The sequence below is a fragment of the Azospirillum sp. genome, assembly GCF_050789165.1.
Map to the genome: position 1 here is coordinate 1 of NZ_JBOZRT010000065.1, position 14902 is coordinate 14902.

14 protein-coding genes are annotated in these 14902 nt (G+C 71.3%); 11 read left to right on the plus strand and 3 right to left on the minus strand.

Annotated features, from left to right (window positions below):
• Nucleotides 1-136 precede the first annotated feature (136 nt).
• From napG to ACRWK7_RS15480, 6 genes are all read left to right on the plus strand, one after another.
• The gene (gene napG / locus ACRWK7_RS15455) at nucleotides 137-922 is read left to right on the plus strand and encodes a ferredoxin-type protein NapG (protein ID WP_431857152.1); all 786 of its coding nucleotides are present in this window, start codon (nucleotides 137-139) and stop codon (nucleotides 920-922) included.
• Nucleotides 919-1806, plus strand: coding sequence for a quinol dehydrogenase ferredoxin subunit NapH (gene napH, locus ACRWK7_RS15460; protein ID WP_431857153.1), 888 nt, complete (start codon nucleotides 919-921; stop codon nucleotides 1804-1806). The genes napG and napH overlap by 4 nt, the downstream gene beginning before the upstream one ends.
• A complete protein-coding gene (locus ACRWK7_RS15465) occupies nucleotides 1803-2255 on the plus strand; it encodes a nitrate reductase cytochrome c-type subunit (protein ID WP_431857154.1) in 453 nt (150 codons plus the stop codon). The genes napH and ACRWK7_RS15465 overlap by 4 nt, the downstream gene beginning before the upstream one ends.
• A 13-nt stretch (nucleotides 2256-2268) precedes the next feature.
• A complete protein-coding gene (locus ACRWK7_RS15470; RefSeq protein WP_431857155.1) occupies nucleotides 2269-2907 on the plus strand; it encodes a NapC/NirT family cytochrome c in 639 nt (212 codons plus the stop codon).
• Nucleotides 2908-3136: 229 nt separating this feature from the next.
• Nucleotides 3137-3928 (plus strand): DeoR/GlpR family DNA-binding transcription regulator, encoded by a 792-nt coding sequence (locus tag ACRWK7_RS15475; RefSeq protein WP_431857156.1) that lies wholly within the window; start codon nucleotides 3137-3139, stop codon nucleotides 3926-3928.
• Between the two features lie 36 nt (nucleotides 3929-3964).
• Nucleotides 3965-4138 carry a YqaE/Pmp3 family membrane protein gene (locus tag ACRWK7_RS15480; protein ID WP_431857157.1) on the plus strand — a complete coding sequence of 58 codons (174 nt, stop codon included), beginning with the start codon at nucleotides 3965-3967 and terminating at the stop codon, nucleotides 4136-4138.
• 4 nt (nucleotides 4139-4142) lie between these two features.
• On the opposite strand, the gene ACRWK7_RS15485 is transcribed toward ACRWK7_RS15480, so the two are convergent.
• Nucleotides 4143-4880 carry a DUF3750 domain-containing protein gene (locus tag ACRWK7_RS15485; RefSeq protein ID WP_431857158.1) on the minus strand — a complete coding sequence of 246 codons (738 nt, stop codon included), beginning with the start codon at nucleotides 4878-4880 and terminating at the stop codon, nucleotides 4143-4145.
• 135 nt (nucleotides 4881-5015) lie between these two features.
• On the opposite strand from ACRWK7_RS15485, the gene ACRWK7_RS15490 reads away from it, so the two are divergent.
• Complete coding sequence (locus tag ACRWK7_RS15490) at nucleotides 5016-6827, plus strand: ABC transporter ATP-binding protein (RefSeq protein ID WP_431857159.1); 1812 nt, start codon at nucleotides 5016-5018, stop codon at nucleotides 6825-6827.
• Between the two features lie 132 nt (nucleotides 6828-6959).
• Here the strand turns inward: ACRWK7_RS15490 and galE are convergent, their stop codons facing one another.
• Both galE and ACRWK7_RS15500 read right to left on the minus strand, forming a co-directional pair.
• Complete coding sequence (gene galE / locus ACRWK7_RS15495) at nucleotides 6960-7970, minus strand: UDP-glucose 4-epimerase GalE (protein WP_431857160.1); 1011 nt, start codon at nucleotides 7968-7970, stop codon at nucleotides 6960-6962.
• A gap of 90 nt (nucleotides 7971-8060) precedes the next feature.
• Nucleotides 8061-8996: an aldose 1-epimerase gene (locus ACRWK7_RS15500; protein ID WP_431857161.1), complete on the minus strand. Its 936-nt coding sequence runs from the start codon at nucleotides 8994-8996 to the stop codon at nucleotides 8061-8063.
• A 448-nt stretch (nucleotides 8997-9444) separates the two neighbouring features.
• On the opposite strand from ACRWK7_RS15500, the gene ACRWK7_RS15505 reads away from it, so the two are divergent.
• The 4 genes from ACRWK7_RS15505 (at nucleotide 9445) to ACRWK7_RS15520 (ending at nucleotide 14846) form a co-directional block, all read left to right on the plus strand.
• The gene (locus ACRWK7_RS15505; protein WP_431857162.1) at nucleotides 9445-10611 is read left to right on the plus strand and encodes a glycosyltransferase family 1 protein; all 1167 of its coding nucleotides are present in this window, start codon (nucleotides 9445-9447) and stop codon (nucleotides 10609-10611) included.
• On the plus strand, nucleotides 10599-11843 hold the full coding sequence (gene glf, locus ACRWK7_RS15510; protein WP_431857163.1) for a UDP-galactopyranose mutase: 1245 nt from the start codon (nucleotides 10599-10601) through the stop codon (nucleotides 11841-11843). Before ACRWK7_RS15505 ends, glf begins: the two co-directional genes overlap by 13 nt.
• A gap of 31 nt (nucleotides 11844-11874) precedes the next feature.
• Nucleotides 11875-13017: a beta-glucosidase gene (locus ACRWK7_RS15515; protein ID WP_431857164.1), complete on the plus strand. Its 1143-nt coding sequence runs from the start codon at nucleotides 11875-11877 to the stop codon at nucleotides 13015-13017.
• A 68-nt stretch (nucleotides 13018-13085) separates the two neighbouring features.
• Nucleotides 13086-14846 carry an ABC transporter ATP-binding protein gene (locus tag ACRWK7_RS15520; RefSeq protein ID WP_431857165.1) on the plus strand — a complete coding sequence of 587 codons (1761 nt, stop codon included), beginning with the start codon at nucleotides 13086-13088 and terminating at the stop codon, nucleotides 14844-14846.
• The last annotated feature ends 56 nt before the right edge of the window (nucleotides 14847-14902 follow it).

Below are 14902 nucleotides of genomic sequence, written 5' to 3' on the forward strand. Positions count from 1 at the left end.
CCCCCCCGCGGGGGGGGGGGGGCGGCCGGCCCCCGCGGGGGGGGGGGGGGGCCCCCGCGGCCTCCCCGACACGCCGCTGCCCCCACCCTGACCCTCCCCCAGCGGGGCTGGGGGAGGGAAGCAAGAGGACACCGTTATGGCATCCGACAAACCAGCCGTGGACCGCCGCAGGTTCCTCGCCGACGCCGCCCGCGGGGCGTGCGGGGCGGGGTTCCTGGCGCTGCTGCTCGGCTGGGCGGCGGCGCCGTCGCGGACCCTGGCGGCGAACGCCCTGCGTCCCCCCGGCGCGCTGCCGGAATCCCAGTTCCTGTCCGCCTGCGTGCGGTGCGGGCTGTGCGTGCGCGACTGCCCGTACGGCACGCTGAAGCTCGCCGACCTGGGCGCCGCCGCCACCGCCGGCACGCCGTACTTCGAGGCGCGCAAGATCCCGTGCGAGATGTGCGAGGACATCCCCTGCGTCGTCGCGTGCCCGACCGGCGCGCTCGACAAGGGGCTGACGGACATCGACAAGGCGCGCATGGGCAGCGCCGTGCTGGTCGGGCACGAGACCTGCCTGAACGTGCTGGGGCTGCGCTGCGACGTCTGCTACCGGGTCTGCCCGCTGATCGACAAGGCGATCCGGCTGGAGGCCCGCCACAACGAGCGCACCGGCCGGCACGCCCACCTGATTCCGGTGGTGAACACCGACGTCTGCACCGGCTGCGGTAAGTGCGAGCAGTCCTGCGTGCTGGAGGAGGCCGCCATCAAGGTGCTGCCCACCGTGCTGGCGAAGGGCCGCATCGGCGCGCACTACGGGCTGGGCTGGGAGGAGAAGGCCCGGCACGGCGACAAGCCGTTCGTCGAGGGCATCATCGACCTGCCCGACCGCGGCTACACCCCGCCCGAGCTGCCCCGCGTGCCCGGCAAGGAGTTCCGGCCATGAGCGCCCGCCGCCTGCCGGGACCCGCGGCGATCCGGGCCAAGGGATGGTTCCGGGCGCACCGCTGGCTGCTCGCCCGTCGTGCCGTCCAACTGGGTTTCCTGGCGCTGTTCCTCAGCGGCCCGCTGCTCGGCGTGTGGATCGCCAAGGGGACGCTGGCGACCAGCCTGACGCTCGGCGTGCTGCCGCTGAGCGACCCGTTCATCGTGTTGCAGTCGCTCGTCGCCCGCCACGCGCCGGAGACGGCCGCGCTGCTCGGCGCCCTGATCGTGCTGGCGGCGTACGCGCTGCTGCGCGGGCGGCTGTTCTGCTCCTGGGTGTGCCCGGTCAACGTCGTCACCGACGGCGCCGCGGCGCTGCGCCGCCGGCTCGGCTGGCGCGAGGGCGTGCGGCTCGACCGGCGGCTGCGCCTCGTGGTGCTGGCCGGCGCGCTGCTGGCCTCGGCCGTCGGCGGCAGCATCGCGTGGGAGCTGGTCAACCCCATCACCATGACGCACCGCGCGCTGGTCTTCGGATCGTCGCTGGCCTGGGGCGTGGTGGCGGCCGTCTTCCTGTTCGATCTGGCGGTCGCGCCGCGCGGCTGGTGCGGCGCGCTGTGCCCGGTCGGCGCCTTCTACGGACTGATCGGCCGCTGGGGCCGGGTGCGGGTCGGGGCGCCGCAGCGCGCGGCCTGCGACCACTGCCAGGACTGCTTCCAGGTCTGCCCCGAGCCGCACGTCATCACCCCGTCGCTGAAGGACCCCGACAGCGACCTCATCCTTTCCCGCGACTGCACGGCCTGCGGCCGCTGCGTCGATGTATGCCCGCAGAGCGTGTTCGTCCTCGGCGTCGGCCGGCAAGGCCCGGTCGCCGGTGCGGCACCCCTTCGTCAAGGAGACCTACCGTGAAGACTGGACTGAAGCTCATTGCCGCGGCGGTCGGCTTGGTGCTGGTGGCCGCCACCCTCATGCCCGGCTCGCTGCGCGCCGGCGACGTGCGCACGCTGCGCGGCGAACTCGCCATCGAGGAGAACAACGCCGCTCCCGAGGTGCACGCCGTGCGTGAGGGCAAGCCGCTCGACCGCGCCTACCGCCAGCAGCCGCCGCTGATCCCGCACAAGGTCGATCGCTACGAGATCGACCTGAAGGTCAACCAGTGCCTGCGCTGCCACGACTGGCCGAACAACACCCGCGAGAACGCGCCGAAGGTCAGCGAGACGCACTACCAGGACCGCCAGGGCAACCGGCTGGACCAGATCGCCGGCACCCGCTGGTTCTGCACGCAGTGCCACGTGCCGCAGACCGACGCGCTGCCGCTGGTCGAGAACCGCTTCACGCCGGCCAACGCGGCTCGCTGAGGAGACCCAGGCCATGACCACCGAAACCATCGCCGGCCGCCGGCCCGGGGCGCTCCGCCGCCTGTGGACCACCCTGTGGCGCCCGTCCGCGCGCTATTCGCTGGCCGGGCTGCTGCTGGTCGGCGTCGTCGCCGGCGTCGTCTTCTGGGGCGGCTTCAACTGGGCCATGGAGATGACCAACCGCGAGGAGTTCTGCGTCTCGTGCCACGAGATGAAGAACAATGTCTACGCGGAATACACGGGCAGCATCCACGACTCGAACCGCACCGGCGTGCGCGCCACCTGCCCCGACTGCCACGTGCCGAAGGAGTGGATCCACAAGGTCGTGCGCAAGATCCAGGCGTCGAACGAGGTGCTGCACTGGGCTCTGGGCTCGATCAACACCCGCGAGAAGTTCGAGGAGCAGCGCCCGCGGCTGGCCAACAACGTCTGGACGGCCATGAAGAACACGGACTCGCGCGAGTGCCGCAACTGCCACAACTTCCAGACCATGGACGTGACGCAGCAGCGCAGCCGGGCGCGTGACCGCCACCTGAACGGCGCGCTGCAGGGCCAGACCTGCATCGACTGCCACAAGGGCATCGCCCACCAGCTCCCCGCCGGCGCTCTCCAGGCCGAGCAGAAGCTGAACGAGACCTTCGCCAAGCACTGACCGGTTGCCGCGCAAGGCCCCCTTCCCGCGAGGGAGGGGGGCTTTTCGTTGCGCGCGGGGTTGGATGCGAAACGGTTTGCCCAAAAGCACGATATCTCTTTATCGTCATCCCCGCGAAGGCGGGGATCCATAACGCCCACAGCGGGCCGCTGCGGAACGTATGGATCCCCGCCTTCGCGGGGATGACGGCTGAGGAACCAACCTCCGGCCATACGACACAGGACCGCCCATGGACCCCATGACGCCCCGTCAGACCGAGATCCTGGCGCTGGCGCGCGCGTCCGGCCGGGTGCTGGTGGACGATCTGGCCCAGCACTTCGCGGTCACCCCGCAGACCATCCGCAAGGACCTCAACGGCCTGTGCGAGCGCCGGCTGCTCCAGCGCGTGCACGGCGGCGCCATCGCCGGGTCGGGCGTGGAGAACCTCGGCTACGAGGCGCGCCGGCAGATCGCGCACGACGAGAAGCGCCGGATCGGCGAGCGCGCGGCGTCGCTGATCGCCGACGGCTCGTCGCTGTTCATCAACATCGGCACCACGACCGAGGAGGTGGCGCGGGCGCTGCAGGGCCGCTCCGACCTCGTGGTGATCACGAACAACATCAACGTCGCCAACCGCCTGCGCCCCGAGCCGCACATCGAGGTGATCGTCGCCGGCGGCGTGGTGCGGCGTTCCGACGGCGGCATCGTCGGCGAGGCGACCACCGACTTCTTCAACCAGTTCAAGGTGGACTTCGCCATCGTCGGTGCCTCGGCCATCGACGAGGACGGCGACCTGCTCGACTACGACTACCGCGAGGTGCGGGTCAGTCAGGCGATCATCGCCAACGCCCGGCACGTCATCCTGGTCGCCGACCGCTCGAAGCTGGAGCGCACCGCGCCCGTGCGCATCGGCCACATCTCGCAGGTCCACACCTTCGTCACCGACTCTCTCGCCTCGGACCGGCTCGCCCAGGTCTGCCGCGAGGCCGGGGTGCGGGTGGAGGAGGTGATGCCCGGCGAGACCGACGCGCCCGAGGCGTAAGGGAACCGCCGGCCCCGTCGCCGCGTTGTCGCGGGCATGGACCTGATACGAATCATCCTCGCGCTGCTGCTGCCGCCGCTCGGCGTCTTCCTCCAGGTGGGCCTGCGCGCCCCGTTCTGGATCAACGTGCTGCTGACCCTGCTCGGCTACATCCCCGGCATCATCCACGCGCTGTACGTCATCGTGAAGTACAAGGACCGGGCGTACTGAACCCTCACGCCCCGACCCGCCCCAGTCCCGGCAGCTTGAGCGCCGGGCCCTTCGGGTCGATGCCGACGGTGAGGCCCAGCAGGTTGACCTCCAGCCCCTCCTCGACCGCCAGCAGCACGCCGGCCAGCCCGTACAGGCTGAACTGCCAGCCGGTCCCGCTCGGCGCCCGCGCCAGGACGCTGTCCCCCAGGTAGTCCTTGCCCATAGCTGTCGCCGGCAGGTCGAGGCGCAGCTCCGGCACCGCGCGGCCGACCCAGGCGGCGAAGGTGTTGCTGTTCGGGCCGGGCCACAGCCGGTACTCGCCCTCATAAGGATAGCTGCGCGCCGCCGCGTCGATCTTCGGGATGGCGGCCTCGGCGGCCGGCCCGCGCAGCTCGGCCAGCACCTCCGGCTTGGAGCCGAACCAGCGGCCGTCCGGCGCGCGGTTGCCGACCGACACCGCCGACAGGCCGCCGTACACCCGCCAGCCCACCACCTCGTACACGGTGTAGCGCGCCGCCCCCGCGGGCTTCACGGCGAACCACGGGTGCACGCCGAAGGCGCCGCGCCAGGAGAAGGCGCGCGCCGCGTAGACCTGCACCACCGCCTCCGGCGTCGCAGCCGGGTCGGGGGCGAGGCCGGCCGGGCTGCGGTCGGCGGTCGCCCAGTTGCCCCGCATCGGGACCGTTCCCGTGGCCAGCACATAGCCCGGCCCGCCCAGCAGCAGCGCCAGCACCGCCAGGCACACCCATACCGCCGTCATAAACCCTCCGCGCCGCAGCATCGGACAGGGTATGTAGGGGGCGCAGGGCGCCCCTGCACCTCAAGACACCGTGACAAACCCGGGTTGCAGCGCGATCTTGCCCTCCCTGTCCTCCTCCGCCGGAGTTCCTCCCGCGTGTTCGCCCCCGAGCCGATCCGCTACACCGACCTGACGCCCGAGGGCGTGCCCGCTTCGCCCTGGCGCTTCCTGTGGGCGTTCGTGCGCCGCCGCTTCCTGGGGCGGGTAATCCTCCTCAACCTCACCGCGGCCGGCGGCATCGGGCTGATGGTGATGGAGCCGGTGGCGCTGAAGGCGCTGGTGGACGAGCTGTCGGCCGGCCGCGGCTGGGAGGGCGGGGCGCTGTTCTGGTTCCTGACGCTGGGCGGGCTGTGGGTCGGCTCGGCGCTGTTCAACCGGGCGCGCGAGGTGACGGACATCTTCACCTCGCCGTCGCTGCGCTTCGAGATCCAGTCCTACCTGTTCTCCTACCTGTCCGAGCATTCGCCGCGCTATTTCCAGGAGAACTTCGCCGGCAGCCTCGGCCAGAAGGTCAAGCAGGCGGGGCAGAGCGCGCTGCAGCTGGTCGATATCCTGACCAACGACATCATCCGCATCATCATCGTGCTGTCGGTCAGCCTCTACCTGCTGGCGGCGGCGCACGGCTTCTTCGCGGTGCTGCTGGTGGGGTGGACGGCGGTGCAGCTCGCCATCTCGGCGGCGCTGGCCAGGCGCTGCATGCTGCTGTCGAAGGCGTACTCCGAGCAGGTCTCGGCCTCCACCGGGCACATGGTGGACGTGATCTCCAACATCGAGCTGGTGCGCGCCTTCGTCCGCCGCGAGCACGAGCACGGCCGCCTGTCCGAGGCGCTGGGGAAGGAGGCGATGCGCTCCAACGCGCTGCGCTGGTTCCTGGTGAAGCAGTGGTTCATCCTGTTCAACGCGCTGCTGGTGTTCCAGATCACCCTGATCGGCATCGCCGTGTCGGAGGCGATGGCCGGCCGCATGACGGTGGGCGACTTCGCCATGGTGTTCTCGCTGGCCAGCGTCGTCGGCAGCAACGTGTGGAACCTGTCCACCCGCATGCTCGGCTTCTTCGAGAACCTCGGCAACCTGTCCGGCGCGCTGTCGGTGATCGTCCGCCCGCACGAGGTGGTGGACCGCCCGCAGGCCCGGCCGCTGGTGGTCGAGGCCGGCTCCATCGACGTCCGCGGCGTGCGCTTCGCCCACGGCGACGGCACGCCGGTGTTCGACAACCTGGCCCTCGCCGTCCGTCCGGGCGAGAAGGTGGCGCTGGTCGGCCCCTCGGGGGCGGGCAAGAGCACGCTGGTCAAGCTGCTGCGCCGCCAGTACGACCCGCTGGCCGGCCGCATCCTGATCGACGGGCAGGACATCGCCGAGGTGACGCTCGATTCGCTGAACGCCGCGGTGGCCGAGGTGCCGCAGGCGCCGGCGCTGTTCCACCGCACCATCCGCGACAACATCGCCTACGCCGTTCCCGACGCCTCGGAGGCGGCGGTGCTGGAGGCCGCGCGCAAGGCGCACTGCCACGACTTCATCCTGCAGCGCCCGCAGGGCTACGACGCGGTGGTGGGCGAGCAGGGCATCCGCCTGTCCGGCGGCGAGCGCCAGCGCATCGCCATCGCCCGCGCGTTCCTGAAGGACGCGCCGATCCTGGTGCTGGACGAGGCGACCAGCGCGCTCGATTCCGAGACCGAGCACCTGATCCAGGACGCGCTGTGGGAACTGTTCAAGGGGCGCACGGTGATCGCCATCGCGCACCGGCTGTCCACCATCACCGGGATGGACCGCATCCTCTACATGGAGCGCGGCCGCATCCTGGAGACCGGCAGCCACGCCGACCTGCTGGCGCGCGGCGGCCGCTACGCCGAGCTGTGGCGCCGTCAGGTCGGCGGCTTCCTGCCCAGCGAGGAGATGGACGTGGCGTAAAGGCAAAAACCCCTCCCCCCTTGCGGGGGAGGGGTTGGGGAGAGGGGGATAGCGCGCGGCAGCGCGCAGAACAGCAACGCTTGCCACCCTCTCCCCAACCCCTCTCCCGTCAAGGGAGAGGGGCTATCGCGCTCACTCCGCCGTCGCCAGCCGGCCGCTGCGGATCAGCGACTCTTCCCAGTCCAGCGCGTTGCGGATGATCTGTTCCAGGTTGTCGTGCCGGGGCGTCCAGCCGACGGTCTTGCGCAGCAGGGTGGAGTCCGCCACCAGCTCCGGCGGGTCGCCGGCGCGGCGGCCGGCGATGTCCACCGGCAGCGGGCGGCCGATGACCTTCTCCATCGTCTCGATGATCTGCTTCACCGAGTAGCCCTTGCCGTAGCCGCAGTTGGCGATGAACGAGTCCGCCCCGCCCAGCAGGTGGGTCAGGGTCTGCTCGTGCGCCGCCACCAGATCGGTGACGTGGATGTAGTCGCGGATGCAGGTGCCGTCCGGCGTCGGGTAGTCGTCGCCGAACACCGACATGCGCGGGCGCAGGCCCAGCGCCGTCTGGCAGGCGATCTTGATCAGGTGGGTGGCGACGCGCGACGACTGCCCGGCGCGGCCGGCCGGGTCGGCGCCCGCCACGTTGAAGTAGCGCAGGCAGGCGTAGCGCAGCCCGTGCGCGGCCGAGGCGTCGGCCAGCATGCGCTCGGTCATCAGCTTGGAGGCGCCGTAGGGGTTGACCGGCTTGGTCGGCATGGTCTCGACGATCGGCACCCGGTCGGGCGCGCCGTACACCGCGGCGGTCGAGGAGAACAGGAACGCCTTCACCCCGCCCTCGATGCAGGTGCGGACCAGCGCCATGCTGTTCATGGTGTTGTTGGCGTAGTAGTCGAGCGGCTTCTCCACCGACTCCGGCACCACGATCGACCCGGCGAAGTGCATCACCGCCGAAACGCCGAGCCCGCGCAGCACCTCCGCCACCGCGTTCCGGTCGCCGACGTCCGCCTGGACGAACACGGCGTCCGCCGGCACCGCCTCGCGGTGGCCGGTGGACAGGTCGTCCACCACGACGACCCGATAGCCGGCGTCGAGCAGGGCGAACGCCGCGTGGCTGCCGACGTAGCCGGCGCCCCCCGTCACGAGAACCGTTTCCTTACGCACGTACAACCTCCACGAACAGCCCGCCCACAGCTAGTGACCGGCGGGCCTCTGGTCACTGTCCCTTACCGGAATGAACCCGGCCGATACGCCTTACGGAGAGGCGGGCTCCAAACGGAACCGCACTTCCGTGGTTTCGCCCGGCGCCAGCACCATGCCGCCGACCTGCGCCGTGCCGAGGTGCGTCAGGTTCGGCCAGTCGGTGCAGTTGCCGACCGGCTCCAGGCAGAAGAAGTCCTCGTGCGCCGGCGTGTAGGCCACCAGGAAATCCAGCGGCGCATCGGCGCTCAGGCGCAGCGCGGCGTTCCGCTCCGGCCAGCGGACGACGGCGGTGCGGTCCCAGCCGACGAAATTGTTGTCCATCTCCGCGTCGGCGATGCGCAGGCCGGTCGCCATCCGCTCGGTCTCCGGCGTGCGCTTCAGCGTCGTCGGCATCACCTCGGCGTCGGTGGCCCAGATGGCATCGACGCTGGCGGTGATCGTCGTCTCCGGCGTGCGCGGCAGGTAGGGATGGTGGCCGAGGCCGAGCGGCATCGCCGTCCGGCCGGTGTTCGCCACCGCCATGCGAACCGTCAGCCCCTCCGGCGTCAGCTCGAAGACCTGCCGCGCCACGTAGGGGAAGGGCCAGGCGTCGCCGTCCCGCTCCCCCTCGTGCACGAAGGCCAGCGTCAGCATGGCCGGCCCGTGCTCGACCACCGTCCACGGGCGCTGCCAGGCGTCGCCGTGAATGGCGTGGCGCGAGGCGTGGTAGTTGGCGGGCAGCACCACCTCGCGCCCCTCGAAGGTGAATCGGCCGTCGCGGATGCGGTTGCAGTAGGGGATCAGCGGGAAGCTCGCCATGCCCAGCGGGTCGCGGGCGGCCAGCGCCTCCGGCGTCGCCGGGCGCAGCCAGTCGATCGGCCGGCCGCCGCTCACGCCCGCGAAGCGCGCGATGGAGCCGCCGACCTGCGGCGCCACGTCGAGCGTCAGGGAACCGGCGGAGATCGTCACGACGTCGGGGGATCGCTGGGCGGTGGGGCTGATCGGCATGCGCTGGAGCATCCTCGGCAGGGGACGGGCAGGGGGAGGAGATGCGCACGAGTATCCCCGCACGGCGCCGCCGGGTCGAGATCGCGTTGGGGGAGGCGGGGGCATGTCCCCGATTTGTCGCAGAGCGTTGGCAGGGCAATTAGGTGCTATGCCGGAAGGCTTGCGCTGCAGCGCAAACCTGCGCGCGAGCGCCGCCGGCCAACGACCCGCCGGCCGCCTCCGGCCGCCATGAAATCCCGGAAACCCAGGCCGATTTCCGGGGCCCGCCACCACCGGTGGAGGGGCACCCCCATCCCGTTGGGAAACGCGGGTTAACCCGCATCGGCACCGCCGCGAACGGGAACCCTTGGGAGTAACCGCTGTTCCCCGACGCCGTAAGCGAACGGCGAGGCGTGCGCTCGGCCTCGGCCGGACTGGCGGACATCAACGGCTCAGAGAGGCCCGGCGTATGAAGTACACCGAAAGCGAGGACTTGGCCGTCGGCGGTGCCGTGCGGGCCTTCAACGTGCTGGGCGCACCGCGGCGCCCACGCGACTTCGTCTGCTTCTCGCACCTGCGCTGGGGCTTCGTGCACCAGCGCCCGCAGCACCTGATGTCCCGCTTCGCCCGCGAGTACCGCCTGTTCTACGTGGAGGAGCCGGTGCCCACCGCCGCCGCCGCGCCGTCCATCGACACCCACGGCACCGATGTCGGCGTCACCCTGGTGGTGCCGCGCATCCCGCACGGCATGGACGCGGAATCGACGCAGCGCGGCCTGCTCGAACGCTTCTTCGCCGAGCGCGGCATCGACCGGCCGATCCTCTGGTACTACACGCCGATGAGCCTTGCGGTCTCCGACCACCTGCCGGCGGAGGCGGTGGTCTACGATTGCATGGACGAGCTTTCGGCCTTCCGCGGCGCCCCGCCCGAGCTGATCGACCGGGAGCGCGCTCTGATGCGGCGCGCCGATCTGGTCTTCACCGGCGGCGTCAGCCTGTACGAGGCCAAGCGCGACCTGCACGAGAGCGTGCACGCCTTCCCGTCCAGCGTCGACGTCGCCCACTTCGCCCAGGCGCGCGGCGCTGTGGAGGAGCCGGAGGATCAGGCCGGCCTGCCGCGCCCGCGGCTGGGCTTCTTCGGGGTGATCGACGAGCGCTTCGACATCGACCTGCTGGCCGCCGTCGCGGCTCTGCGGCCGCAGTGGCAGTTCGTGATGCTCGGCCCGGTGGTGAAGATCGACCCGGCGACGCTGCCGCAGGCGCCGAACATCCACTACATCGGCATGCGCGGCTACGGCGACCTGCCGCGCTACCTGTCCGGCTGGGACGTGGCGGTGATGCCGTTCGCCATGAACGAGTCGACGCGCTTCATCAGCCCGACCAAGACGCCGGAGTTCCTCGCCTCCGGCCGCCCGGTGGTCTCCACGCCGGTCCGCGACGTGGTGCGGACCTACGGGAACACCGGCCTCGTCCACATCGCCGCCACGCCGGACGAGTTCGTCGCCGCTTGCGAGCAGGCCCTGGCGGTGGACCGCGCGTCGCCGGAATGGCTGGCCCGGGTGGACGCGGTGCTGCGCGACATGTCCTGGGATTCGACCTGGGGCCGAATGAAAGGACTGATCGAATGCGTGATCTGAGCTGCACCGCCGCGCCGCCGCGGCCGGTGACGCGGGCCGGCTTCGACTACCTGATCGTCGGGGCCGGCTTCGCCGGGGCGGTGCTGGCCGAGCGGCTGGCGCGCGATCTCGGCAAGCGGGTGCTGATCATCGACCGCCGGCCGCACATCGGCGGCAACGCGTACGACCACTACAACGACGACGGAATCCTCATCCACCGCTACGGCCCGCACATCTTCCACACCAACTCCCAGCAGGTTGCCGACTACCTGTCGCGCTTCACCAGGTGGCGGCCGTACGAGCACAGGGTGTTGGCGCACGTCGGCCAGCGCCTCGTGCCGATCCCGATCAACCGCACCACCGTCAACACGCTGTACGGCCTGGACCTGGACGAGGCCGGGGTGGCCGAATTCCTGAAGGCGAAGGCCGAGCCGGTGGCCGAGGTCCGCACCTCGGAGGACGTGGTGGTCGGCGCCGTCGGGCGGGAGCTGTACGAGAAATTCTTCCGCGGCTACACCCGCAAGCAATGGGGCCTCGACCCGTCGGAGCTGGACAAGGCGGTGACCGCGCGCGTGCCGACGCGCACCAACGACGACGACCGCTATTTCGGCGACAGCTTCCAGAACATGCCGCTGCACGGCTACACGCGCATGTTCGAGAACATGCTCGACCACCCGAACATCAAGATCCTGCTGAACTGCGACTACCGCGAGGTGGCGCGCGAGGTGCGGCACGACAACCTGATCTTCACCGGCCCGGTGGACGAGTTCTTCGACTTCCGCTACGGCAAGCTGCCCTACCGCTCGCTGCGGTTCCGGCACGAGACGGTGGAGCAGGAGACCTTCCAGCCGGTCGCCGTGGTCAACTACCCGGCCGAGGAGGTGCCCCACACCCGCATCACCGAGTACAAGCACCTCACCGGCCAGACCCACCCCACCAAGACCAGCCTGACCTACGAGTTCCCCTCGGCCGAGGGCGACCCGTACTACCCCGTGCCCAAGCCGGAGAACGCCGAGCTGTACCGCAGGTACCAGGCGCTGGCCGACGCCACGCCGAACGTGCATTTCGTCGGGCGGCTGGCGACCTACCGCTACTACAACATGGACCAGGTCGTCGCGCAGGCGCTGACGCTCTACGGCCGCATCGCCAAGGCCGAGGCGGAGGGGCGCAGGCTGCACGACGCGGCGGCGAAGCTGTCCGATCTGGCGCGCAGCGTTCCGGTCCAGCAGACGCGGGTCAACGCGGCCGAATAGGCGACGAAATCCATCCCGGGGGGGACAACGGATGCTCACGCCGACCTTGTTTCGGAGCCCGTTCCTCGGCGGCTTCGAATGCTCCACCCACCGGCGGCACGACGGCCGGCGCCTCGACCTGCTCGCGGCGACCGGCCACGACCGCCGGGCGGCGGAGGATTACCGCTGCATGCTCCATCACGGCATCCGCACCGTGCGCGACGGCGTGCGCTGGCACCGGATCGAGACGGCGCCCGGCCGCTACGACTGGTCCAGCGTCCTGCCGATGCTGCGCGCGGCGCGGGAGCTGGACGTGCAGGTTATCTGGGACCTCTGCCACTACGGCTTCCCGGACGACATCGACGTCTGGCGCCCGCAGTTCGTCGACCGCTTCGCCCGCTTCGCCGCCGCGGTGGCGCGGCTGGTGCGCGAGGAGACGGACGAGGTGCCGTTCTACTGCCCGGTCAACGAGATCGCCTACTGGTCCTGGGCCGGCGGCGACATGGCGATGATGAACCCCAACGCCCAGGGCCGCGGCTGGGAGCTGAAGCACCAGCTGGTCCGGGCCGCCATCGCCGGGATCGAGGCGGTGCGGGACGCGGACCCGCGCGCCCGCTTCGTGCACGTCGATCCGGTGATCCACGTCGCGGCCCGGCCCGAGCGGCCGGAGGACACCGGCGAGGCGGCGGCCTACACCCGCGCGCAGTACCAGTCCTGGGACATGACGGCCGGCGAGCTGTGGCCCGGCCTCGGCGGCCGGCCGGAGCTGCTGGACGTCATCGGCGTCAACTACTACTCCGACAACCAGTGGTACCTCGGCGGCGGCACCATCGAGCGGGGCGACCCGCCCTACAAGCCGTTCCGCGCCATCCTCGCCGACGTGTGGGAGCGTTTTCGCCGGCCGATCCTGGTGGCCGAGACCGGCGCCGAGGGCGACGCCCGCTCGCCCTGGCTGGAGTACGTCACCGGCGAGGTGCTGGCCGCCGTCGAGGCCGGCGTGCCGGTGGAGGGCATCTGCCTCTATCCCGTCCTCGACTACCCCGGCTGGGCGAACGAGCGTCATTGCCCGGTCGGGCTGCTCGGCTACTGCGGCGAGGACGGCCAGCGGCCTGTGCACCGGCCGCTGGCCGAGGCGCTGCGGCGCCAGCAGCGGCGCATCGACGCCCGGCGCCTGCAGACCGTTCGCGTCGCCTGATCCGCAACGAGGCCTTCGCCATGGATTCCGTTCCGACGCCTTGCGCTGCGCCGTTTCCGCAGCGGCCGATGCTCTTCTTCCTGCGCTACGTCCGCCGCTGGCCCTGGCATTTCGGCGGGCTGCTGGCGCTGATCGTCGGCGCCGCCGGCTGCGCGGTCGCCGTGCAGTACGGCATGAAGCTGCTGGTCGATGCCATGGCGGCGCCGGAGCGCTCGGCCGCCGCCGTGTGGGGGCCGCTGACGATGTTCGTGGCGCTGATCGGCGTCGAGAACCTGCTGTGGCGCCTCGGCGGCTGGCTGGGCTGCCGGACCATCGTCGGCGTCGGGGTGGACATCCGCCTCGACCTGTTCACCCACCTGACCGGCCAGCCCATGCGCTATTTCGCCGAGCACTTCGCCGGCTCGCTGGGCAACCGCATCACCGGCACCGCGGGGGCGGCGGGGGCGCTGATCGGCACCTTGACCTGGAACATCCTGCCGCCCGTCACCGACTTCATCGGCGCGGTCATCGTGCTGAGCACGGTGGACTGGCGGATGGCGGCGGCGCTGGTGGTGTTCACCGCCGTGGTCGCCGGCGGCATCGCGGTCATCGGCGTGCGCGGCCGCCAGCTGCACCGGACCTACGCGGACCGGGCCTCGTCCGTGGCCGGCGAGCTGGTGGACGTGGTGTCGAACGTCTGGGTCGTGCAGGCATTCTCCGCCCGCTCCCGCGAGCGCAGGCGGCTGGCCGACCGGTTCGACACCGAGGCGGCGGCGCAGCGGCGCAGCTGGCTGTACCTGGAGAAGACCCGCGTCGTGCACGACCTCTGCCTGTGGGTGATGGCCGGCGGCATGCTGGTGTGGGCGGTGTTCTCGTGGACCGAAGGGCGGATCACCGCGGGCGACGTGGTGCTGGTCAGCGCCCTGACCTTCCGCATCCTGCACGGCTCGCGCGACCTCGCCTTCGCGTTGGTCGGCACGACGCAGCACTTCGGCGCCATCGCAGAGACCCTGCGGGTGATCGGCCAGCCGCACGCGGTGGCGGACGCGCCGGGCGCGCAGCCGCTGATCGGGCTGGGCGGCGCCATCGATTTCGAGCGGGTGCGGTTCGCCTACGAGGATGGCCGGCAGGTGTTCAAGGACTTCACCCTGCACGTCCCGGCCGGGCAGCGCATCGGCATCGTCGGGCCGTCGGGCGCCGGCAAATCGACGCTGGTCGGCCTCGTGCAGCGCCTCGACGACGTGCAGGCGGGGCGGGTGCTGATCGACGGGCAGAGCGTGGCCGGCGTCACCCAGGACAGCCTGCGCGCCGCCATCGCGACCGTGCCGCAGGAGATATCGCTGTTCCACCGCTCGGTTCTGGAGAACATCCGCTACGGCCGTCCCGACGCGACGGACGAGGAGGTGCGGATGGCGGCGCGCGCGGCGTACGCCGACGCCTTCATCCGCGACCTGCCGGAGGGCTACGGCACGCTGGTGGGGGAGCGCGGCGTCAAGCTGTCCGGCGGCCAGCGCCAGCGCATCGGCATCGCGCGGGCCTTCCTGAAGAACGCACCGATCCTGGTCCTGGACGAGGCGACCTCGGCGCTCGACACCGAGAGCGAGATCGAGATCCAGCGGGCGCTGAACGACCTGATGCGGGGGCGCACGGTTCTGGCGGTGGCGCACCGGCTGTCGACGCTGTCGGGCTTCGACCGCATCGTGGTGCTGGTGGACGGCCACATCGTCGAGGACGGCCATCCCGCGGAGCTGCGCCGCCGCGGCGGCGCCTTCGAGACGCTGTGGCGGCTCCAGGCCGAGGGCTTCTCGATGGACGAGGCGCTGGAACGGGGGCTGCGGGCGGCGGAGTAGGGAGGAAGGCCGTGGCGCTGGACCCCCACCCCAGCCCTCCCCCACTTCGCGGGGGA

What these genes read in the sequence shown, in the direction of transcription:
- napG (WP_431857152.1), top strand. Translation starts at nt 137, where the DNA reads ATGGCATCCGACAAACCAGCCGTGGACCGCCGCAGGTTCCTCGCCGAC.
- napH (WP_431857153.1), top strand. Translation starts at nt 919, where the DNA reads ATGAGCGCCCGCCGCCTGCCGGGACCCGCGGCGATCCGGGCCAAGGGA.
- ACRWK7_RS15470 (WP_431857155.1), top strand. Translation starts at nt 2,269, where the DNA reads ATGACCACCGAAACCATCGCCGGCCGCCGGCCCGGGGCGCTCCGCCGC.
- ACRWK7_RS15475 (WP_431857156.1), top strand. Translation starts at nt 3,137, where the DNA reads ATGGACCCCATGACGCCCCGTCAGACCGAGATCCTGGCGCTGGCGCGC.
- ACRWK7_RS15480 (WP_431857157.1), top strand. Translation starts at nt 3,965, where the DNA reads ATGGACCTGATACGAATCATCCTCGCGCTGCTGCTGCCGCCGCTCGGC.
- ACRWK7_RS15485 (WP_431857158.1), bottom strand. Translation starts at nt 4,880, where the DNA reads ATGACGGCGGTATGGGTGTGCCTGGCGGTGCTGGCGCTGCTGCTGGGC.
- ACRWK7_RS15500 (WP_431857161.1), bottom strand. Translation starts at nt 8,996, where the DNA reads ATGCCGATCAGCCCCACCGCCCAGCGATCCCCCGACGTCGTGACGATC.
- ACRWK7_RS15505 (WP_431857162.1), top strand. Translation starts at nt 9,445, where the DNA reads ATGAAGTACACCGAAAGCGAGGACTTGGCCGTCGGCGGTGCCGTGCGG.
- glf (WP_431857163.1), top strand. Translation starts at nt 10,599, where the DNA reads ATGCGTGATCTGAGCTGCACCGCCGCGCCGCCGCGGCCGGTGACGCGG.
- ACRWK7_RS15515 (WP_431857164.1), top strand. Translation starts at nt 11,875, where the DNA reads ATGCTCACGCCGACCTTGTTTCGGAGCCCGTTCCTCGGCGGCTTCGAA.
- ACRWK7_RS15520 (WP_431857165.1), top strand. Translation starts at nt 13,086, where the DNA reads ATGCTCTTCTTCCTGCGCTACGTCCGCCGCTGGCCCTGGCATTTCGGC.